We start from the raw sequence: 20,889 nt of genomic DNA on the forward strand, positions 1-20,889 counted from the left end.
CTTGGCTAAACAAAAGTCTAAAAAGAACCCGGATGACTTGCTCGCACAAAATCGGAAAGCTCGGCATGATTATTTTGTGACGGAAACCGTTGAAGCAGGCCTTGTCCTTACCGGAACCGAAATCAAGTCAATTCGGGAGCGGCGTATTAATTTGCAGGATGGCTTTGCGCAGATCCGTAACAGTGAAGCTTGGCTGATGAACGTCCACATTAATGAATACGTGGCCGGTAACCGGTTCAACCATGATCCATTACGGAGTCGTAAGTTGTTGCTGCATAAGAAACAGATTCATCGTCTCGGGTTGGCAGCACAGGATAAAGGGGTTACCCTGATTCCGTTGAAGGTCTACCTGAAGCATGGCTTTGCGAAGGTTCTCATTGGGGTTGCCCATGGGAAACGAGAATTTGATAAACGAGAAACAATTAAGCGACGTGAACAGGACCGGCAGATTTCCCGGGTCATGAAGCGTTATTAGTTGTTGTGAGTCATCTGAACTTGAAAAAGTTTAGGTGGCTTTTTTATGACGCATCGAAGGTTAAGCGTCCTAAGGTGATCACTGCTCAGAAAAATAATGGGTCTTAGTAGAACTCGTTTAAAGGTAAAAAGGATTCCCTACAAGTACGAAAAAAAACTCAAAATTCGAAAGATTGTGAAATTCAATAAAACGACGCGTTTCCAGTTAATTAGCGGCAAGTATGTCACTGCCAACAAAAAATTGGTCATCGCTGAGTAGGAAATGAAGGCTGCAGAGTACGATTCTGCAGCTTTTTTATTGTTTTCTTCGAGATTTGCATCCCCCAGTAGACGTTGCTTGTCCGCTGAATATGGCCCATGCTATCCTGCAATCAGAAAGTTTAACAAGACCACCACCATTGGGAAAAAGTTAAGGAGGAACAACAATGCGGCACCTAACGATGTTGTTAGTGATGGGATTACTATTGGGAACGGGTACGCCAATTCTGGCTACTACAATCCCAAGCCAGTCAGCGTTTGCCGAGTCTAACACGAGTCGGGGAAGAGCTATAAATAAGATTAATCATGAAGGAACTGACAGCACGACCATTTTGACGCAAGGAAAATTTGGTACGGTCAATTTTTATCTCACTGATGGGGGTGACTTACACTTAGGAGCCGGAAAGTTCCCAGAGTACGAGGGAACACCTGGTGATTCTGGGCGGGGACAACTGTTACAAGCGGTAGCCCGTGCTTATTACAATAGTTCCAATTTATTACTCAATGATCTTGACAACATGGCAGAGTTGATTACACGCGTTATTTTTGACGATGAGGTTTTCGCGGCAGTAGACGCAAGTAACACGTTTGCGCGGTTGAAGAGGGTCAAGACGTATGTAGGGCTACCCCGTCTCAATACCAGTCGTACGACTAACATGAGTTATATGTTTTCGTCTAATTTTCAGGTGACGACGATGGATGTTTCCAAATTTGACACGCGTCAAGCAACGAACATGGCCGGAATGTTTGCCTCCAATTACCAGCTACAAGAGCTGGATGTTTCAAACTTTATCACGGACAAGGTGACGGCAGCCAACGTGATGTTGTTGAGCACCCAATCGTTAAAGTTTATTGATTTTAAGAAGGCGACATTTGCAGCGATGACCAGTTCGGCTCAGATGATTGCGAATGCGGGTGTTGAGGTCTTGAATCTCCCGGTGTTTGACCCTCAGAATAATGCTGCTTCTGTCTTGTATGACTCCAGGAATCTGCGGCAGTTAACCTTGGGACCTCGTGCACAACAGGGGAAATTCTACAACGCGACTAATCCACCTAAGAACGAGACCTATACCGGTAAGTGGCAAATTGTCGGCGAGGGGACCATCACGAATCCACTTGGAGAAAAGTTTAATACTGGTTATGAAATTGGCAAGCGAGATCCCACGTTGGTACTGACTGAGCCGGATACGTACGTCTGGGAACCGGTCAATCGGGTGCTGCCACCTGTTACACCCCCTCCCGTGACGCCACCACCGATAACGCCGCCGGTTGAAGACTCCCAGCCGGTAACGGTCCAGTATTTGGATGAGCGAGGGCAACGCTTGGCGGATGACGTGAACTTAACAGGCGAACTTGGCGCAACGTATCAAGCTACCTCGCTGAATTTTTCCGGGTACAAACTGACTCGGACTGTCGGCGAACCAGTAGGGACCTTTAAAACGACGCCCCAACGCGTCCGCTTCCATTACGTGCCCGATCTCGTGACCGGTGGAGATGGGGATGGCATTGCACCACTGGCTACCGTGGTTTACGCGACGAAGAAGGTGGGGATGTATCGTCACAAGACCTTCAGTACGACGGCCCGTCAGCACTGGTATGCCAAGCAAAAGCGCCATGCCCGGCCGATGTTCGTTGTGACTGGATTTGCAACCAGCAAGCAGGGTAATCTGCGGTATAAGGTTCGCGATGTTAATCATCGCTCTAAGACGGCTGGCAAAGTGGGCTATATTACGGCCAACCGGCACTATATTGTCCCAGTCTATTACGCGAAGAAGCAAGCTAAAGTTCGTGTGATCAATCCTAGAGGTGTCAATGGTTATCGTCAAAAGTCGCTTAAAGGCAAGCAACAGCACTATCGTCAAGGTCAGCAACTACGCGTGAAAAAGATTGTTAAATACCGGCAAACGACGCGATTTGTTCTAACAAACGGCCAATATGTAACCGCTAATAAAAAGCTAGTGATTTCACAATGATTATTATTTTCTGAGGCTACTGGCGAGTAGCCTTCTTTTATTTGAAACAACTTGTGAATAGTTACGCTGTCTATTAAAGCATGTAAATGAAGCGCTCACTACTGATTGGCTGAATGAATTTCACAAGTAAAAGATAGTAAGACCTAATTGTTTGAATAACTTTAAAAATATGATATTATATATTTGATTAAATGGTTTATTGAATGAATGCTTTGCAGCTCGAAATTGATAGCACATCATTGTCTACCCAACGGAGAGGAGGAACTATCGTGAAAAAGTCAGTTAGCGTTTTATTAGTTGCCCTTGCTTTAGGTGTTGGTCAGCCACTTAGTCTTCTGACAACGGGGACAACGGCTCCCGTCGCTCAGGCTGCAACCGTGAAAGCAGACAGTCTAGCCAATGGTCAATACGGCACGGTCACTTGGACGTTGACTGCCGATGGAACCCTTCACTTGGGTGCAGGCCAAATGGGAGAACCAGAGAACTTGATTGCGAATGCTGGTCAGATGGCAACCCAAATTGTTCTCGCACAGGGTGGTACGCCAACTGCCGCCACGACACAATCTGCGGCCGATTTGGTGACTAGTGTGGTCCTAGATGGTAAGGTAGTTGCCCCCAAGAACGCAATCAATTTATTTCGGCAATTTAGGAATGTTACCGCTTACAAGAATTTGAATCGCCTCGATACGAGTCAATCAACTAATATTTCGGGTATGTTTGCGGTGAATAATTTTGATGGACAGGTCACTTCTTTGGATTTAAGTAGCTTCGACACATCTCACGTGACCAGCCTGGACTGGCTGTTTTATGGGCAATCACAACTAAGCCAGGTAGACGTTAGTCAGTTCGACACGAGTCAAGTAAAGTCGATGACCTCAATGTTCAATGGTGACAACGCGTTGACCAGCGTTGACTTCGCAGCTGGCACATTTGCAAACCTTGCAAGTGCGATGTTTGTCTTTGGATCATCTGGCATTCAGACCGTGAAGCTACCAAAGTTCGCGCCACCAGCCAGCTTTAGTTCGAGTTATATGTTCGCCAACGCCAATAATTTGTCTGAGCTGACATTGGGTCCGGCGACGCTCTTTAGAGGGAATGGCACTGCTCTGAGAAATGCTAAGGCTGACGAACAGTATACGGGACTCTGGCAAGCGGTTGAGAGTGGTACGACGCAGAATCCCCTAGGCGAGAAATTTGCTACGGGAGATGCTATTACTGCACAATATATGACCGGTGGCGATCGTCCGACAACGGTCGAGACCTATGTATGGGAACCGGTTGATCGGGTCATTCTGCCGCCAGTGACCCCGGATGACACAGCGGCACCCGTCACCGTGCGTTATCTAGACGAACAAGGCAAGTCGCTCGCCGACGATCAGACGTTATCTGGTAAGTTAGGAGCAGCGTATACAGCTGAACAAATGACCTTTGATGGCTACAAGCTAGCCAAGACCGAGGGGCAAGTCAGTGGGACGTTCTCCAAATCCGCACAGACAGTGACCTTTCACTATGAACCGGACTTGGTGACTGGTGGGGGTGGCGCGACGGTCGTACCCATGAGGGGTGTCGTTTATGCAACCAAGAAGATTGGTCTGTATCGGACCAAGAACTTCAGTGATAACTCTCGTCAGATGTATTACACAAAGAAGTCACGAACTCAGCGACCGATGTTCGTCGTGACGGGTTACGTGACTTCCAAGGCTGGCAACAAACGTTATAAGGTCCGCGATGTCAATCATCACAGCAAGACGGCGGGGAAGACCGGTTACATCACGGCCAAGAAGACTTATGTGAGCTCAGTCTACTATGCGAAGAAACAAGCGAAGATCAAGGTGATCAATGCCAAGGGGATTAATGGTTACGGCAAAGCCGCATTGACTGGCAAATCGGTCCACTACCGGAAGGGCCAGGTCCTCAAGGTGAAGAAAATTGTGAAGTATCGGCAGACCACGCGTTTCGTACTAACTAACGGCAAGTACGTGACCGCCAATAAAAAATTGGTTATTGCAGAATAGATGAATTTGAAAATCTAAAAAGATCTGGAACAATATCCTGGCGTAAACCTCAGATATTGTTCCAGATCTTTTGTCGGTTAATCCTGCGAATGGTCCTGAAGGTTAGCTTTTTTCGGTTCGTCAACAAAGGGCGTTACACCGCCAGTTGGTAAGGCGTGGGGCGCCCACACTGGTTTGACCGGTAATGCGGCGCCTTGGGACTTCTTACCCCAACGATCGAGAATCGATGCGAGACAGATGACCAACGCTTCGTGGTCCTGTTGATCCACCGTCAATGCAATCGTTCCACCACCGGATTGACTGACCCGATCGATGCTGGCAATACTTTCCCGGCCATGGGTGATCGTAAAGTGGCCGCTGTTGATATTGCCCATGATGACCCAATTAAGTCCACGGACGAAGAGCACCTCACGAATGACACCAAGTGTTTTACTGACCCGTCCAACCATCTGTCGGTGGTAGAGTAACCGGAATTTGGGCAACAATCCCAAAGTTTCTTGCTTGACCTCGGCTTCTAATGCCCCGCTAATCGTATAAACGGACAACACATCTGCCCGCAGCCCCCACTTTCCAACGAGGAGGTAGCGCGACGCATTATCCTCGTCACGAATGACCGTGGTAGCCTTTGCCGACAGAGCGGCTTGATTAAGATAAAGTTTACGCATAGGAACCTCCTTTTGGCAAAATTATAGCGACTTTAGTGAGTAAATGACAGTAATTGAAGCGGATTATCCTTGAAACTCGGTTCTCGGAGGTTCGAATCAGGTTTGACTCTGGAGGTCCGGCCACAGCATCACAGGATATTTGGGCTAACCAGTGTGCTATTCAACACCGGCATTAGCTCTTTAATTTTAGTTATTCTCATTCTAACATGTTTTGTCGGTCACGTTCGACAATATCATTTACCGCGTGGTTATGATAGAATAAAAGCGTGAGGTGTTGGGAATGAAACCGTTTATTCATAATGATTGGTGGCCGGTTCTGGAGCCCGAGTTTGAACAGGAATATTATCAACAATTACGTCAGTTCTTAGTCTCGGAGTACCAGCATTACGAGATCTATCCGGACATGTATCATATCTTTACTGCGTTCGAGTGGACGCCGTTCAGCAAGGTCAAGGTGGTTATTTTAGGGCAAGACCCTTACCATAATCCCGGACAGGCGCACGGTTGTAGTTTCTCGGTCTTACCAGGGACGCCGTTGCCACCATCGTTACAGAATATTTATAAGGAACTGCAGGATGACTTAGGCATTCCGCCGGTAAATCACGGGTACCTAGAGAAGTGGGCCAAACAAGGTGTGCTCCTCTTGAATTCCGTGCTGACCGTGCGGTATGGCAAAGCTTTTTCTCATCAGGGTCACGGCTGGGAACGGTTGACTGATGCGGCGATTTCCAAGCTGTCCGAGCGGCCGGAACCGGTCGTCTTCATTCTGTGGGGTGGGGCGGCCCGTTCCAAGATCAAGTTGATCGATACCAAGACCAATATTGTTTTGCAAGCACCGCATCCCAGTCCCTTATCAGCTTACCGAGGATTCTTCGGTTCCAAGCCATTTTCCAAGACCAACATCGCATTAACATCATTGGGTGAGACGCCCATCGACTGGCAGTTGCCTGAACACGTGACCGCTGACGAGGGGCCCAACACCACAACCAACCAACAAGCATAGGCACAGAATTGATTCGTGGGATATTTTATGGAGGTCATCATCTATGGAACTTTTTGATAGTCTTAAACAAAAGATCAACGGACAAAACAAAACCATTGTATTTCCAGAAGGCGCGGACGTTCGGGTGTTAGGCGCAGCGAGTCGTTTGGCCGCTGACGGTCTGATTAAATCCGTCGTTTTAGGTAAGCAGAGTGAGATCCAAGCGACGGCAACCAACAACGCCATTGATTTGGAACCTTTGACGATTTTAGACCCAGCAACGATTCCAGCAGACCAGCATCAGGCAATGCTTGACGCTTTAGTTGAACGGCGGAAGGGTAAGAACACGCCAGAACAAGCCGCAAAAATGTTGGAAGATCCTAACTATATCGGGACCATGATGGTTTACATGGGCCAAGCAGATGGGATGGTGTCCGGGGCGATTCACGCTACCGGGGATACCGTTCGGCCTGCCTTACAAATTATCAAGACTAAGCCAGGTGTTAAGCGCATCAGTGGGGCCTTCATCATGCAAAAGGGTGAGGAACGATACGTCTTCGCTGACTGTGCGATCAACATTGAACTCGATGCACCGGGGATGGCCGAAGTGGCTATCGAAAGTGCGCATACCGCTAAAGTCTTTGACATCGATCCTAAAGTTGCTTTGCTAAGCTTCTCCACCAAGGGCTCGGCTAAGGGTGACATGGTTACCAAGGTGCAAGAGGCCACGAAGATTGCGCACGAAACAGCGCCAGACTTGGCTGTTGATGGGGAATTACAATTCGATGCATCCTTTGTTCCAAGCGTGGCAGCGCAAAAGGCCCCAGACTCCAAGGTTGCAGGTCACGCCAACGTCTTTGTCTTCCCAGAATTACAATCCGGGAACATTGGCTACAAGATTGCCCAACGTTTCGGTGGTTTTGAAGCCATTGGACCAATCCTGCAAGGCCTGAACAAGCCAGTTTCTGATTTATCACGGGGTTGTGACGAAGAGGATGTCTACAAGGTAGCCATCATCACGGCAGCACAATCACTGGAATAGGTAATCGTTAAGACCATTTAATTATATCGACGACAAGGTACCCGGATTGCTATTTTTCAGCAGTCCGGGTATTATTTGTAAGGTGAGTCGCTGCCGAGGTTTAGGGGCGACTATTGGTCCATGACTGATCAAATTTAGGTTAAAGCAAAAGGGGAAAGAGACAATGTATGAAGTAACGGTCACAAGTCCTGAAGCCACGATGGCTCTTGGGCAACACTTGGCACCGGACTTACAACCGCGCGATGTCATTTTACTCGATGGGGATCTCGGTGCTGGTAAGACGACCTTTACCAAGGGATTGGCTGCTGGTCTGGGAATCACGCGTCACGTGAAGAGCCCAACGTTTACCATCATTCGCGAGTACCAGGGTGGGCGGATCCCACTCTACCACATGGACGTCTATCGTTTGGAAGAGGGCGGTGGCGACGAGCTGGGACTCGATGAGTATTTCAATGGCGACGGGGTCAATGTGGTCGAGTGGTCGAAATTCATTGCGGATGAACTCCCTGAGAACTATCTGCGCATCGTGTTCAAGCGAGACGATGAGGCTGGTGAAAATCAGCGGACGTTGCGCTTCGAACCCCGCGGTACGCATTTTGAAAAATTAGTGAAACAACTGGAGGACGGCACCAATGAGTGATGAAGTGGCCATTCGCTTGCCGAATGCAACTGACGCCAAGGCTTTGCTAGCATTGCTGGAACGTTTACAACAAGAGAGTGACACCTTTAGTCTAGCGGATGCGGACGATCCCATCAGCGCAGCTCAGGAAGCTGACCAGTTTGACCAGATCGAGATGAGTCCGGTGCATCTCTTGCTGGTGGCAAGTCTGGGCGATCAGCTACTGGGGGTCCTGTCGATTTCACCGACACCTCAAGGTAACGTGGGTGAGTTGGGTATCGCTGTTGAGAAGACATATTGGCACCTAGGCATCGGGACGGCATTAGTTGACGAGGCCCTCTACTGGGCAGATACGGCGAGCGATCTCCAAGCCATCGGATTGATCGTGCAAACGCGAAATGTTCCTGCTGTGAAGCTCTACGAGAAGATGGGCTTTGTCCGTACCCAAACACCACCGGAGACGGTGACCGATGATGACGGTGAGAATGTTCAGGCCGTTGAAATGGTCTATCAGATCGGTTAAAAAGAGTGTGAGCAAGGGCGGTAGCCAGCGAGCATTAACGTCAATAAGGATAAAATCCCGAACTTGTTTTTTTTCCTTATTGGGGTTAAGCGGAACGGGGTGCCTTTGCGAACACGTTTCAGCAATATGGTTTTGGAGAGCAAAAACGTCTGGGAGATTGTCCCAGACGTTTTTTACATTAGTTATAATATTTGGTAAATTTAGTGTGCTCTTGGGAACACAATGTATAAGCGTTAGGCATTTACCGTCACAAAGTTCTTCAACGGTTGCGTACCGAAGTGGTTGGCCTCGTACAACAAGATATTGGCACAGGCCAAGCTATCGTCCAGCGCGTTGTGATGGTGATGGAGGTCGATGCCCAGCTCGTCACAGACTGTATTCAGTTTGTGATTAGGAAACTCTGGGAAAAACTTCCGGCTAGTCTTAACCGTGTCCAACGTCAGGTAACGCGGCGTCTGCAAGCTGTAGTGTTCCAAGGTGCTGCGCAAAACACCATTGTCAAACGGCGCATTGTGAGCAATTACCAACCGATCACGCTGGAAGAAGGGGGCGACATGCTCCCAGACTTCGGGGAAGGCGGGGGCATTAGCCACGTCGCGTTCGTGAATCCCGTGAATCTGAACGTTCCGCCAGAAGAAGTCAGTATCGGGCTTGATCAGTGAGTAGAATTCATCAACGACCTGGCTGTCCCGCACGATGGTTAATGCAAGTGAACAAGCACTGTAGCGTTTGCCACTGGCCGTTTCAAAGTCCATAGCAACGAAATTCAAAAGTGTATCATCCCTTCAGAGTGAATTTAGACGGTCAACCCGTCAATGTCAAGTTCCACCGGACAGTGGTCGGAACCCATAACTTGGTCTAGTATTTTAGCGTCTTTTAAGTGATCTTGCAAGCGTTCACTGGTGACAAAATAATCAATCCGCCACCCGGCGTTGTTGTCGCGGGCGTGGAATCGGTAGCTCCACCAGGAGTAACGTTCGGTAGCATCCGGATTGAAGTAACGGAAAGTATCGGTGTAACCAGCGGCGAGGAGGGCCGTGAAGGCTTCCCGTTCGTCATCAGTAAACCCGGCATTCTTGTGATTGGTTTTAGGATTCTTCAGGTCAATTTCCGTGTGTGCGACGTTCAGATCACCACAGAAGATGACAGGCTTCTTAGCGTTCAACCGGTTCACGAAAGCAAGAAAGGCGGTTTCCCAGCCCATCCGAAAGTCGAGTCGCTTGAGGCCACTCCCGGAGTTCGGTGTGTAGCAGGTCAGCACGTAAAAATCGGGATATTCCAATGTGATTGTCCGACCCTCATGATCGAAGTCCGGCGACTCGATGCCATAGATGACAGCTAACGGCTTGTGTTTGGTAAATAGAGCCGTTCCGGAATAACCCTTGCGTTCGGCGTAGTTCCAGTACTGGTAGTAGCCAGGCAGGTCGAGATCAATCTGCCCTTCCTGCAACTTGGTTTCTTGGATGCCAAAGAAGTCGGCGTCCATTTCCTTAAATGTATCGACAAATCCTTTTTTTACAATAGCCCGTAGGCCGTTGACGTTCCATGAAATAAATTTCATCTGTGCACCTCCACTGCTACTTCTCAGTATACCAGATGGTGCCATCATAGCGTGTCGTTTCGCCCACACAGAGATTTAATCCACAAAATTAGTTGAAAATTACCACCTGCAGCTGCCAGAGATTCCGGCGTCTGTGGGGACCGCCTGCGGCCTGAGAAGCGGGCTTCCTTTTTTAGTGAACGCTATTTGAAATTACAGCATATAAAATGGAGAAGCAGGATTGCGTGACACTTGGATACTATTTTGGCCGATACAATTTTCAGTAAGCACACAAAAAATACATTTCTCATGACATTTTCTGTGAATCAGTGCACACGGCGTGCGGTCGCAGGGGGTTCCATGGTAAAATAAAACTATGACTGTTGTTTGTTTGACCATTGACGGGTCAAATGGATTACAAACTTTTGAGAAACGAAGGGAATTTGATGATGATGGAAGAGATTACAGCGGCATTTCCAGCGATTGAAATTTTGCGGAATGAACCCTTGGCTCACTATACGCACACGAAGACTGGTGGGCCAGCGGATTATCTGGCCTTTCCGACCAATGTGCAAGAGACTAAATCACTTTTAGCCTATGCCAATCAAGAAAATATTCCGGTAACGGTCGTGGGAAATGCTAGCAACCTCATTGTGCGGGATGGTGGTATCCATGGGTTAGTGATGATTTTAACTCGGATGAATCGGATTACGGTCACCGACAACACGGTTATCGCTGAGGCCGGGGCAGCCATGATCAAGACGACCCAGGTTGCACAAGCTCATGCACTGACTGGTACTGAATTTGCTGCTGGCATTCCTGGTAGCATTGGTGGCGCGGTCTTCATGAATGCTGGTGCTTACGGTGGTGAAATCAGTCAGGTGGTGACTGCTGCTGAAGTGTTGACACCAGCTGGAGACATCCGAACGTTGAACGCACAGGAGCTTGACTTTGGTTACCGTCACAGTTCAGTTCAAGACTACAATGATATTATTTTGACAGCAACATTCACCCTGAAGCCTGGGGATGGCACAGCCATTCAAGCCACAATGGATGATTTAAATGCGCGACGGGCTGCTAAACAGCCCTTAGATTTGCCTTCGTGTGGGAGTGTCTTCAAACGACCTGAGGGCCACTATACCGGACGATTAATTCAAGCAGCCGGGTTACAAGGCCTCAAGTGGGGTGGCGCGCAGGTCTCAACGAAGCATGCGGGCTTCATTGTCAACATTGACCACGCGACGGCGACCGATTACCTAGAACTTATTCACCATATTCAAGAAGTTATCTGGAAAGAAGACCAAGTTCACCTTGAAACTGAAGTACGGATCATTGGTGAAGAACCGAAGCAAGTCTAACTAAAGAAGGGGGAACCTTATGTGCCTATAGTCGAAGCAGTGATTTTGTTAATTGTCCTGGTCCTATTTTCGAATATTATCAGTCACTACCTCACGTTTATTCCAGTCAGCTTGATTCAGATTGCGCTCGGCCTCGTGGTTGCATTGGTCTGGCAATTTGAAGTGCCACTTGAGACTGATTGGTTTTTACTCCTGTTTATTGCACCACTGCTATATAATGATGGTCGCCGCTTTCCCAAGCGAGAGTTGTGGCGGTTGCGGGGGCCAATTTTCGGGAATGCCATCTGGCTGGTCTTTCTGACCACGCTGTTGGGTGGATTCCTGATCTATGAGCTGATTCCCAAGATGCCGTTGACTGTGGCATTCGCGTTGGCAGCCATCTTGTCGCCAACCGATCCGGTGGCCGTGCAATCGATCTCGAAACAGGTTAAGTTGCCAGCTAGTCTGATGCATTTGGTCAGCGGGGAAAGTCTGATCAACGATGCCAGTGGCCTGATTGCCTTTAAATACGCGATTGCGGCAACGGTGACCGGTGTATTTTCGATCGGGACAGCTGTGGGTGACTTCGTTTACATCAGTATTATCGGTTTCTTATCTGGTCTGATCTTTATGACCGCCATCCAGTTGTTGATGGACATCTTACGGCGGCAAGGAATTGATGACGTGATTTTTAACACGGTGCTGCAAATTGCTACACCGTTTGTGATTTACTTAGTCACCGAAGAAATTACCCATGCATCCGGCGTTATCGCTGTTGTGACGGCCGGTGTGCTTTTCCACGCTCGGGAGAGCCGAATTGTGGAGGATTCGCCAGAATTAAAGCTCGTGACCGAAAAAGTTTGGGATATTATTATCTACTCATTAAATGGGATTGTGTTTGTGATTCTGGGGATCGAACTCCCAGTGGCAACTTCACAGGTCATCAAGGGTGGTCAGTTCAACACCTGGCAGGCCCTGTTCTTCGCCTTCATGGCGTGGGTGGTTCTGGTCGTGATTCGGACGTTGTGGACGTACGGGTACATCCTGTTCCAACGCCTGAGTCGCAACCATAGCGACGAGCGGCCTGGGTTCCGGACAGCCCTTCTCTCTGGACTCTCTGGCGTACGGGGAGCTGTGACGATGGCTGGTGTTCTGTCCGTCCCAACGGTGATTGCCAGTGGTGCCGCCTTTCCAGCACGGGCGTTGATGCTCTTCGTGGCATCTGGGGTGATTATTATCAGTCTGATTGCGGCGACAATTATGTTGCCGTTGATTTCTACGGACAAACAGCCCTTGCAAACGCGGGCAAGTGCTAGCGATGACATTGCTAATGATATTAATTTAGACGATGATGAAGAGGAAGAGGAATTCCCAGAAGAACCCGTCCGACAGATTAGTGAGGAAGAGGCGCGTGCTTATATCATGCGTTTGGCCATTTCCAAGATTGAAGAACTGCGGCGGCCCAATAATCAACGGGCAGCTTACGACTTGATTCTCGACTACCAATTCATCATTCGCCGGTTAGAAATGAGTTATCGTGCTGATACCGTGATGCAAAAGGTATTGGATGATGAGATCAAATTGCGTCAAGTGACAATTGATGGTGAACGCGCTACGTTAAAAGAACTGCGTCAGGGTGAAAAAATCACCCAAACCAGTTATGTCGGTGCCTTGCGGCGGATTGAAAATCTGGAGGGCCGCTTGACGCAGGTCTCTGGGCACACGATGCCGGGCGTGATTAACTATTGGCGACGGTTTTTCAAACACTTGTGGCGGGATGCGGCTTACTGGCTACATTCCGAAGATACCGATCGTTTACACGCGGAGAATAATCTGATTGAGCGTGAGACGGCTAAGGCGGCCATCAAGGCATTGTCCGAGTATCTATCGCGGACGGATATTGATGAGACCCAGTTCGACAACCAGGCCGTTTACCACCTGATCGTCCAGTACCGTAACCGTATCGAACGGGCCAAAGCAGCAACGTTGCCGCACCGCAACGATGATTATCAACATCAGATTAATAAGTTGCGGGTGCGGGCGTTAGGTGCCGAGCGGACTGGAATTCAGACGCTACTAGAGGCTGGAAACATCACCTGGACCAAGGCCACGCATTTGCGACAGTACGTCAATTACGCGGAAAACGTATTGGTGATGTCTTTGAGTGATGAGGAAGGCGAGTAATCTACCTCTACCTCCCTGAAGGCTGGTAATAGACCCGACCATCTCTGGCTAATTTGTTTTCAACTTTTAAATTTGACTGTTCAGCTGAGGCTTGCATGGATTCTGCAAAAAAAGGCTGCGTTTCCCATGCTTTTGCATGATGGAACGTAGCCTTTTGTGTATTTACTGAAGGTTGAAAGGCGAAATACTCGTCCTACTCTTGCGACTGTAGGAATTGTCACCGCTAAATTAGTGGCAATGGTCGCACTCCGGTGGCCAGGGATTCCGCTGCTGTGGGGAGCCTCCAGCCAAAGGACGGGCTTCCAGCTCACCTGAAAGCCGCCACCTAACCCCCGTAAGCACCCGCTCGGTTCCACCAAGCCGACGCTTATGGCCGTAAATGCTCAGGGACTAACGGTACCTTACGCACTGGTCAAATTTCACTATCTAACCTTTAATCGGGTAATTCACTTTCCGCCGTATTATGCATAATCACGTACAGAAGCCAGTAGCAGAATAACTGAATGAATGTCAGTAATCCCACGAATACCCACATGTTGCTGGTCCACATGTCCATGATGGGACGGATAAATTGCTCCGGATTGATGAAGAGGTAAATGGTGTGGATACGTAAGAAACGGCCAATATAGAGGCCCACCGACGTTAGGAAAGTCAGAATGATCACAATGATAATGCGAGCCATTCCGTTACCCTTGGCAATGCGTTGGCTGATGACCTGGCTGACGTAGTTGAGACTCCAGAATCCCAATAGCGTACAGCTCATGGCACTGACAATCATGTAGGTGAAGTAGATCCACAGGTGTGGTGTGACTCGTAACAGACCACTTAAGGCGTACGGTTGTAGGAGTGACAAGTGAAACAAGTCAGTCAGCAGGTACGGCGCATTGGGGTAGAATAGGAGCCACAGGAGCAACAACGGCCAAAACAGCCAGGCACTCTTGGGCCGGGTCTTCCCCAGATGAAAGCTCAGCTCGATCGGAATATATCCCAGAAAGGTATTCAGCACCAGAAAGGAAAAGGGATCCTTGGCGCGGAAATACAGGAAAATCAGCCATGCTACGAAGAATATTCTAATTTCCCACCGGGCCCGCCGATTCATCTGCCATCACCAATCCTTTCTCCAAATGTTTATCTTTATTCTACAGCCTTTACGCTGAAAACGAACAGAATATGACTTCTAGTTTACCAGAACTTTAATGGAATATTTTCTAGAAATTGTCGATTTAAGTAGAGCTTAACGTTTCTGTAAATTCTGTGACCAATGACCGGTGAATTCCGGCGTTTCTGAGGATTCAGGGCGAAATGTAAGCGGGGCCGTGCTATAATGAAATCTGAATTCAATTTGGAGGGAAAGTCATGAACCTGAATTGGGGCAATCTCCTTACAATAGGGAATCTAGTCAACCTACTCGACATTCTTGTCGTCTGGTTTGTCATTTATGAATTAATCGTGATGTTACGGGGAACCAAGGCAATCCAGCTCTTCCGGGGCGTCATTTTAATTCTACTGGTGAAGTTCGTCAGTGCGTACCTCGGCCTCAACACGGTTTCGTGGCTGGTCGATCAGGTTATCAACTGGGGGGTCATCGCCATCATCATTATCTTCCAGCCTGAAATTCGGCGTGGGCTGGAACATCTGGGCCGGGGGTCTTTGTTTGTGCGGATCCGTCATGAAAATGAGGCGGCCAATCACATGATCGAAGGCTTGGACAAAGCCATCCAGTACATGTCAAAGCGGCGAATTGGGGCGTTAATGACCATTCAACGCGATACTGGTCTCGAAGATTACATTGAGACGGGAATTGACTTGGATGCGGAGCTGACTGGCGAATTGCTGATTAATATTTTTATCCCCAACACGCCACTGCATGATGGGGCAGTCATTATTCGAGATAACCGCATCGCCGTGGCTGCAGCTTACCTACCACTGTCTGAAAGTAACCTGATTCCGAAAGAATTGGGGACACGTCACCGGGCAGCTGTTGGGATCTCTGAAGTGACGGATGCGTTGACCATCGTCATCTCAGAAGAGACGGGTGAGGTTTCTATTACCAAGAACAACGAGCTCTTAAGGGGCTTAACACAGGCCGATTACTTGAAGTTCTTGCGCGATGAATTAGTTAATGAAGAAGCGGCTAATAATGGCAACGTCTTAGTCAAGGCGTTGGATTGGTTCGATGAACGCTTCAGAGGGGGGCGGCGCCGATGAAAAACGAGCGTTACACAACGTGGCTATACCGTATTCTCGCCCTCATTTTAGCCATTCTGTTGTTTTTCTATGTGAACAGTACGAAGTCATCCACCAATTCACAGTCAACGACTTCCAATACGAATACGTCACTGACAGCCACGAAGACGATGACTGTTTCGGTCCCTTTACAACTCAACGTCAACAGCAATAAGTACTTCGTGACGGGGTACCCACAGAAGGTCAAGGTGACCTTGCGGGGGCCGCTGGCGTTAGTGACCACGACGGCCAACACACAGAACTTCAAGGTCTATGCGGCCTTGAGTGATCTGGGTGTTGGTAAACATCGAGTCACCCTGCATCAAGAGGGCCTGAACCACGAGATTGAGTCGAGTATCTCACCGGCAAAAATCACAGTGGATATTGAACCAAGAAAGACGGTATCCTTCCCTGTGAAGGTTCGCTACAATAGTCAAAACATTGCGGCGGGGTACTCTGCCGGTAAGGCGACCTCCGATGTTACCAGTGTTAAGGCAACTGGGGCGGCCAACGAGATTTCACGGATCAAACAGGTGACGGCTCAGCTAACGGTACCACAGAATTCAAAGAAGACCGTGAATAGCCAGGCCGTGATCGAAGCTTTGGATAGCAGCGGCAAGACGGTCAATGTCATTTTGACCCCATCGACGACTACCGTAAATCTACCGATCACCTCGGATGGCGAGAGCAAGAAGGTCGCTTTGGACCTGAATGCGAAGAATGGGTCGTCCGGAACGACGTATAAACTAACCAGTAACGTAACCAAAGTTACTGCGTATGGGAGTGCCTCGCAGCTAAAAGGCTTAGATAACGTGGCAGTCGATGTCGATGTCAGTGACGTTAAGAATAATACAACAAAGACGGTCACACTCGACACGAGTGATAATAATGTAACGGCATTTGATCCTTCCACCATTAAGGTGACGATCAAGGCCACAGCAAATTAAAAAATGTTTGAGAAATGAGGAATATAACGATGAAGTATTTTGGAACCGATGGCGTTCGGGGCGTCGCTAACCAAGAATTGACCCCAGAGTTGGCTTTTAAAGTTGGCCGGTATGGTGGTTATGTTTTGACCCAACACGCGAATAGTGAGAATAAGCATCCGCAAGTTCTCGTTGCTCGTGACACGCGGATCTCCGGCCAATTGCTGGAAAACGCGTTGGTTTCTGGACTCTTGTCAGTCGGGATCGAAGTCCTACGTTTAGGCGTCATCTCTACGCCAGCCGTGGCTTACTTGGTCCGTACGCAAGGTGCCGCAGCCGGGGTTATGATCACGGCGTCCCACAATCCCGTTGAATACAATGGGATCAAGTATTTTGGGAACGATGGGTACAAGTTATCTGACGAGATGGAAGAAGAAATCGAAGCCTTGTTGGATGCCCCTAGTGATGACCAACCACGGCCAGCGACTGACGGCTTAGGTACGGTCGAGGATTACTCCGAAGGTAGCCAAAAGTACATTCAGTTCCTGGAACAAACGATTGCTGACGATCTGGAAGGTTTGCATATTGCCGTGGACTCCGCTAACGGCGCTACGAGTGGGCTGGTTTCTCGGTTATACGCCGATCTGAACTTGGACTTTGATACGATTGCGACGACGCCCAATGGTCTGAACATTAACGACCAAGTCGGCTCGACTCACCCAGAACAACTCCAAAAGTTTGTGGTTGAAAAGGGTGCCCAAATTGGGTTGGCCTTTGACGGCGACGGTGACCGCTGCATTGCGGTTGATGAAAAAGGGAACATCGTTGATGGCGATAAGATTATGTATATTTGCGGGAAGTATATGGCCGAACACGGGCGTCTGAAGAAGGACACAATCGTTACCACAGTGATGAGTAACTTGGGCATGTACAAGGCTATGGAAGCCCACAACTTGAAGTCGGTCAAGACGAAGGTTGGGGACCGTTACGTGGTGGAAGAAATGCGTAAGTCTGGCTACAATCTGGGTGGTGAACAATCCGGGCACGTGGTATTCTTGGACTTCAACACGACCGGTGATGGCCTGTTGACCAGTCTACAATTGCTCCATATTTTGAAGGTTACCGGCAAGAAACTGTCAGAATTGGCCGCCGATGTTACGACTTACCCACAAAAGTTGGTCAATATTAAAGTGGCCGACAAGCAAGCAGCCCAAGAAAACCCTAAGGTTCAGGACATCATTGCCACCGTTGAAAAGGAAATGAACGGAGACGGTCGTGTCTTGGTACGGCCTTCTGGGACTGAGCCTTTGTTGCGGGTGATGGCGGAAGCACCAACTGAAGATGCAGTGGCGGCATACGTCGATCGTATCGCCGAGGTTGTCCGCGCCGAAGCTGGCGTGGAATAAATCTAGGCTAAAAGTTTTAATTTGAGCATTGCCGACGTTTTACCGGGAGGTACAAATGAACTGAAACGCGGTGAGCGGATGTCTAAAGCCAGAAAGTGCTCTTTAGACTTGCTCTAACTCTCTGAGAGACGTGGCTCAAAGGCCAGTCAGAAGAACGCGCTGTGTCTTCTGATGTTTGTTCAAGCGTTCCGAATTATTTTTGCTACCCAATCGGGCAATCAGAGAACACAACGTAAGAATTGAAATTGTAAAATCAGTTGAAAGGGGGCACCTTGCCACGTTGGCGAGGCGCCTTTTTCAGAAAAACGAGTTATAAATATTATGATAGACCAGTTTGGAGTTTTTTAATTGACAACCCTTAAGAAACACTGTAAAGTATAGTCATTCAGAAATGTTTTTCAATGCGTTTCAGTCTATACCAATTTTAAAGAAAACAGATACATTTCTCAATCAAATTAACCGACCCTCCCAGCTGCTTGGGACTGGCGTCGAGAAAAGGAAGACAACTTATGTGTGGAATTGTTGGTGTTACTGGTAATGACAATGCCGTTAAAATCTTACTGAACGGACTAGAGAAGCTGGAATACCGGGGGTACGATTCAGCCGGTATTTACGTAAATGACCAGAAGGGTAAGGATTACTTGGTTAAGACCAAGGGTCGGATCTCCGAATTGCGCTCTAAAGTGACGCCTGACGTTCACGGATCAACCGGGATCGGTCATACGCGTTGGGCCACTCATGGTGTAGTTAGCGTGGACAACGCTCACCCACACTTCTCCAACGACGATCGTTTCTACCTGGTTCACAACGGTGTGATCGATAACTTCCAAGATTTGAAGGCTAAGTACTTGAGTGATGTGCCTTTCAAGAGTCAAACGGATACCGAAGTTGTCGTGCAATTGATCGACAAATTTGCCATTGAAGATAATTTGGATGCTAAGTCTGCCTTTCTGAAGACGTTGAGTCTGTTAAAAGGGTCTTCATACGCCTTCTTGATGATGGACCGCGAACAACCCGATACGCTATTTGTTGCCAAGAACAAGAGTCCACTATTGATCGGTGTGGGCGATGGTTTTAACGTAGTCTGCTCCGATGCATTGGCAATGTTAACGGAAACCCATGATTTCTTGGAATTAATGGATGGTGAAGTTGTGACCATCACACCAGGTAAAGTGGCTATCCAAGACGCTGAAGGAAACCCTGTAGAACGGAAGCCATTCCATGTCGATATGAATGCTGACGCAGCTGACAAGGGGACTTATCCCTTCTACATGTTGAAGGAAGTCGACGAACAACCTAACGTTATGCGTAAGTTAGCACAGACTTACCTGTCAGAACACGGTGTTCCTCAGATCGATGATAAGTTAATCAAGGCTATGGAAGAAGCTGACCGTCTGTACATCGTGGGCGCTGGGACTAGTTATCATGCTGGCTTAGTTGGAAAGCGGCTCTTCGAAAAATTGGCACATATTCCAACGGAAGTTCACGTTTCTTCTGAATTTGCCTACGAACAACCTATGCTTTCTGAGAAGCCATTCTTTATTTTCCTGACTCAGTCTGGTGAAACGGCCGACAGTCGTGAAGTTCTGGTCAATGTGAATGACGCTGGCTACCCAAGCTTGACGATCACAAACGTTCAGAACTCCACGTTATCTCGTGAAGCAACCTACACGTTGCTACTCCATGCCGGCCCAGAAATCGCCGTTGCTTCAACCAAGGCCTACACCGCACAAATCGCGTTGGAAGCCATCTTGGCTAAGGCTCTCGGTGAAGTTACGGGTCAAATCGTGGCACAAGACTTCAACATTCGTCAACAGCTTGGTTTGGTCGCTACTGGGATGCAGGCCATTGTGGATGAAAAGGATAAGTTGGAAAAAATCGCCAACGACTACCTGATGCAGTCTAACCGGGCCTTCTACATTGGCCGAGGAATCGACCATGCAGTTTCTCTGGAAGCTGCCTTGAAGCTGAAGGAAATCTCCTATGTTCAAGCCGAAGGGTTTGCCTCCGGTGAACTGAAACACGGGACGATTGCGCTGATCGAAAAGGATACGCCTGTCATCGGCTTCATTACGCAGGCCAAGACGGCCGGTCTGACACGGAGCAACCTGCAAGAAACTATGGCGCGGGGAGCTAAGACTTTGACCATTGTTCGTGAGGGCCTCGCCATTGACGGGGACGATCTGATCTTACCGGACGTTGACGAAATGTTAATGCCATTACTGAGTGTTGTGCCAGCCCAACTGTTGGCGTACTACACCAGCTTAAACAAGGGCCTTGACGTGGACAAGCCACGGAACTTGGCGAAGAGTGTTACTGTTGAATAATTCAGGTCATTAAATCAGTTTTTTAAAGACATTCCGCTATTGCGGGGTGTCTTTTTTTTGCGGCGTTAACCGCTTAGGTTTGCAATAGCGGGTGGTAGGCGAGCATTTCTCTTGCGTAACCTGTGCTTTCGTTGTATAGTACATTCATGAAAACTTTGAGAAAACGAGGTGAAAATGATGAAGTATACGAAACGGGTCGATGCTCATAAAAATCAAAAGCAACGGGATGCGACGTTTGATAAATTTAAAAAGCAACAGAATACGTTAAGCGCCAACCGACGGGGTGTTCGTCGGAAATAGGGTGGTCACTGTTAGACGCAGTGGACATCCTTTTTTGTTGCGTAACTGGAAGACTTAATGGGTTAGATATCCGGTTTGATAGGTGTCGGGCA

At 48.5% G+C, this 20,889-nt stretch carries 19 protein-coding genes; 15 read left to right on the forward strand and 4 right to left on the reverse strand.

Annotated elements, in window-relative coordinates; translation table 11 throughout:
• Position 1: 1 nt before the first annotated feature.
• The 4 genes from smpB to ACKTSF_RS04965 all read left to right on the forward strand — a co-directional run bounded on the left by smpB (position 2) and on the right by ACKTSF_RS04965 (position 4,720).
• The gene (gene smpB / locus ACKTSF_RS04950; protein ID WP_407887173.1) at positions 2–475 is read left to right on the forward strand and encodes an SsrA-binding protein SmpB; all 474 of its coding nucleotides are present in this window, start codon (positions 2–4) and stop codon (positions 473–475) included.
• Positions 476–571: 96 nt separating this feature from the next.
• Complete coding sequence (locus ACKTSF_RS04955) at positions 572–733, forward strand: DUF5776 domain-containing protein (protein WP_407887175.1); 162 nt, start codon at positions 572–574, stop codon at positions 731–733.
• Positions 734–899: 166 nt separating this feature from the next.
• Entirely contained in the window at positions 900–2,705 is a 1,806-nt protein-coding gene (locus tag ACKTSF_RS04960) for a DUF5776 domain-containing protein (protein ID WP_407887177.1), read from the forward strand.
• 269 nt (positions 2,706–2,974) lie between these two features.
• Entirely contained in the window at positions 2,975–4,720 is a 1,746-nt protein-coding gene (locus ACKTSF_RS04965; RefSeq protein WP_407887179.1) for a MucBP domain-containing protein, read from the forward strand.
• A 77-nt stretch (positions 4,721–4,797) separates the two neighbouring features.
• On the opposite strand, the gene ACKTSF_RS04970 is transcribed toward ACKTSF_RS04965, so the two are convergent.
• Positions 4,798–5,385 carry an LURP-one-related/scramblase family protein gene (locus ACKTSF_RS04970; RefSeq protein WP_407887181.1) on the reverse strand — a complete coding sequence of 196 codons (588 nt, stop codon included), beginning with the start codon at positions 5,383–5,385 and terminating at the stop codon, positions 4,798–4,800.
• Between the two features lie 280 nt (positions 5,386–5,665).
• Between ACKTSF_RS04970 and ACKTSF_RS04975 the strand changes: the two genes are divergently transcribed.
• The 4 genes from ACKTSF_RS04975 (at position 5,666) to ACKTSF_RS04990 (ending at position 8,551) form a co-directional block, all read left to right on the forward strand.
• Positions 5,666–6,388: a uracil-DNA glycosylase gene (locus tag ACKTSF_RS04975; RefSeq protein WP_407887183.1), complete on the forward strand. Its 723-nt coding sequence runs from the start codon at positions 5,666–5,668 to the stop codon at positions 6,386–6,388.
• A 43-nt stretch (positions 6,389–6,431) separates the two neighbouring features.
• Entirely contained in the window at positions 6,432–7,409 is a 978-nt protein-coding gene (gene pta, locus ACKTSF_RS04980; protein ID WP_407887184.1) for a phosphate acetyltransferase, read from the forward strand.
• Positions 7,410–7,572: 163 nt separating this feature from the next.
• Positions 7,573–8,049, forward strand: a complete 477-nt coding sequence (gene tsaE / locus ACKTSF_RS04985; RefSeq protein WP_407887186.1) for a tRNA (adenosine(37)-N6)-threonylcarbamoyltransferase complex ATPase subunit type 1 TsaE — start codon at positions 7,573–7,575, stop codon at positions 8,047–8,049.
• On the forward strand, positions 8,042–8,551 hold the full coding sequence (locus tag ACKTSF_RS04990) for a GNAT family N-acetyltransferase (protein WP_407887188.1): 510 nt from the start codon (positions 8,042–8,044) through the stop codon (positions 8,549–8,551). Before tsaE ends, ACKTSF_RS04990 begins: the two co-directional genes overlap by 8 nt.
• Before the next feature lie 233 nt (positions 8,552–8,784).
• On the opposite strand, the gene ACKTSF_RS04995 is transcribed toward ACKTSF_RS04990, so the two are convergent.
• Positions 8,785–9,321 carry a 3'-5' exonuclease gene (locus ACKTSF_RS04995; protein WP_407887190.1) on the reverse strand — a complete coding sequence of 179 codons (537 nt, stop codon included), beginning with the start codon at positions 9,319–9,321 and terminating at the stop codon, positions 8,785–8,787.
• A 26-nt stretch (positions 9,322–9,347) separates the two neighbouring features.
• Positions 9,348–10,112 (reverse strand): exodeoxyribonuclease III, encoded by a 765-nt coding sequence (locus ACKTSF_RS05000; protein WP_407887192.1) that lies wholly within the window; start codon positions 10,110–10,112, stop codon positions 9,348–9,350.
• 425 nt (positions 10,113–10,537) lie between these two features.
• Here ACKTSF_RS05000 and murB point away from each other — a divergent pair, with 425 nt between their 5' ends.
• Positions 10,538–11,449 carry a UDP-N-acetylmuramate dehydrogenase gene (gene murB / locus ACKTSF_RS05005; protein ID WP_407887246.1) on the forward strand — a complete coding sequence of 304 codons (912 nt, stop codon included), beginning with the start codon at positions 10,538–10,540 and terminating at the stop codon, positions 11,447–11,449.
• A gap of 21 nt (positions 11,450–11,470) precedes the next feature.
• Positions 11,471–13,612, forward strand: coding sequence for a cation:proton antiporter (locus tag ACKTSF_RS05010; protein ID WP_407887194.1), 2,142 nt, complete (start codon positions 11,471–11,473; stop codon positions 13,610–13,612).
• Between the two features lie 433 nt (positions 13,613–14,045).
• Here ACKTSF_RS05010 and ACKTSF_RS05015 read toward each other — a convergent pair whose 3' ends face one another.
• Positions 14,046–14,711: a DUF1361 domain-containing protein gene (locus tag ACKTSF_RS05015; RefSeq protein ID WP_407887196.1), complete on the reverse strand. Its 666-nt coding sequence runs from the start codon at positions 14,709–14,711 to the stop codon at positions 14,046–14,048.
• 257 nt (positions 14,712–14,968) lie between these two features.
• Here ACKTSF_RS05015 and cdaA point away from each other — a divergent pair, with 257 nt between their 5' ends.
• The 5 genes from cdaA to ACKTSF_RS05040 all read left to right on the forward strand — a co-directional run bounded on the left by cdaA (position 14,969) and on the right by ACKTSF_RS05040 (position 20,797).
• Positions 14,969–15,820: a diadenylate cyclase CdaA gene (gene cdaA, locus ACKTSF_RS05020; RefSeq protein ID WP_407887198.1), complete on the forward strand. Its 852-nt coding sequence runs from the start codon at positions 14,969–14,971 to the stop codon at positions 15,818–15,820.
• Positions 15,817–16,785: a CdaR family protein gene (locus ACKTSF_RS05025; RefSeq protein WP_407887200.1), complete on the forward strand. Its 969-nt coding sequence runs from the start codon at positions 15,817–15,819 to the stop codon at positions 16,783–16,785. The genes cdaA and ACKTSF_RS05025 overlap by 4 nt, the downstream gene beginning before the upstream one ends.
• Positions 16,786–16,814: 29 nt before the next feature.
• Positions 16,815–18,170 (forward strand): phosphoglucosamine mutase, encoded by a 1,356-nt coding sequence (gene glmM / locus ACKTSF_RS05030; RefSeq protein WP_407887202.1) that lies wholly within the window; start codon positions 16,815–16,817, stop codon positions 18,168–18,170.
• A gap of 509 nt (positions 18,171–18,679) precedes the next feature.
• Positions 18,680–20,497, forward strand: coding sequence for a glutamine--fructose-6-phosphate transaminase (isomerizing) (gene glmS, locus ACKTSF_RS05035; protein ID WP_407887203.1), 1,818 nt, complete (start codon positions 18,680–18,682; stop codon positions 20,495–20,497).
• 177 nt (positions 20,498–20,674) lie between these two features.
• Positions 20,675–20,797: a hypothetical protein gene (locus ACKTSF_RS05040; protein WP_407887205.1), complete on the forward strand. Its 123-nt coding sequence runs from the start codon at positions 20,675–20,677 to the stop codon at positions 20,795–20,797.
• The last annotated feature ends 92 nt before the right edge of the window (positions 20,798–20,889 follow it).

Source organism: Levilactobacillus muriae (assembly GCF_045862015.1).
GTDB classification, from domain to species: domain Bacteria; phylum Bacillota; class Bacilli; order Lactobacillales; family Lactobacillaceae; genus Levilactobacillus; species Levilactobacillus muriae.

Excerpts from the sequence above, each read along its gene's own strand:
- ACKTSF_RS04955 (WP_407887175.1), top strand. The coding sequence starts at position 572 with ATGGGTCTTAGTAGAACTCGTTTAAAGGTAAAAAGGATTCCCTACAAG.
- ACKTSF_RS04960 (WP_407887177.1), top strand. The coding sequence starts at position 900 with ATGCGGCACCTAACGATGTTGTTAGTGATGGGATTACTATTGGGAACG.
- ACKTSF_RS04970 (WP_407887181.1), bottom strand. The coding sequence starts at position 5,385 with ATGCGTAAACTTTATCTTAATCAAGCCGCTCTGTCGGCAAAGGCTACC.
- ACKTSF_RS04975 (WP_407887183.1), top strand. The coding sequence starts at position 5,666 with ATGAAACCGTTTATTCATAATGATTGGTGGCCGGTTCTGGAGCCCGAG.
- pta (WP_407887184.1), top strand. The coding sequence starts at position 6,432 with ATGGAACTTTTTGATAGTCTTAAACAAAAGATCAACGGACAAAACAAA.
- tsaE (WP_407887186.1), top strand. The coding sequence starts at position 7,573 with ATGTATGAAGTAACGGTCACAAGTCCTGAAGCCACGATGGCTCTTGGG.
- ACKTSF_RS04990 (WP_407887188.1), top strand. The coding sequence starts at position 8,042 with ATGAGTGATGAAGTGGCCATTCGCTTGCCGAATGCAACTGACGCCAAG.
- ACKTSF_RS05000 (WP_407887192.1), bottom strand. The coding sequence starts at position 10,112 with ATGAAATTTATTTCATGGAACGTCAACGGCCTACGGGCTATTGTAAAA.
- murB (WP_407887246.1), top strand. The coding sequence starts at position 10,538 with ATGATGATGGAAGAGATTACAGCGGCATTTCCAGCGATTGAAATTTTG.
- ACKTSF_RS05015 (WP_407887196.1), bottom strand. The coding sequence starts at position 14,711 with ATGAATCGGCGGGCCCGGTGGGAAATTAGAATATTCTTCGTAGCATGG.
- cdaA (WP_407887198.1), top strand. The coding sequence starts at position 14,969 with ATGAACCTGAATTGGGGCAATCTCCTTACAATAGGGAATCTAGTCAAC.
- ACKTSF_RS05025 (WP_407887200.1), top strand. The coding sequence starts at position 15,817 with ATGAAAAACGAGCGTTACACAACGTGGCTATACCGTATTCTCGCCCTC.
- glmM (WP_407887202.1), top strand. The coding sequence starts at position 16,815 with ATGAAGTATTTTGGAACCGATGGCGTTCGGGGCGTCGCTAACCAAGAA.
- glmS (WP_407887203.1), top strand. The coding sequence starts at position 18,680 with ATGTGTGGAATTGTTGGTGTTACTGGTAATGACAATGCCGTTAAAATC.
- ACKTSF_RS05040 (WP_407887205.1), top strand. The coding sequence starts at position 20,675 with ATGAAGTATACGAAACGGGTCGATGCTCATAAAAATCAAAAGCAACGG.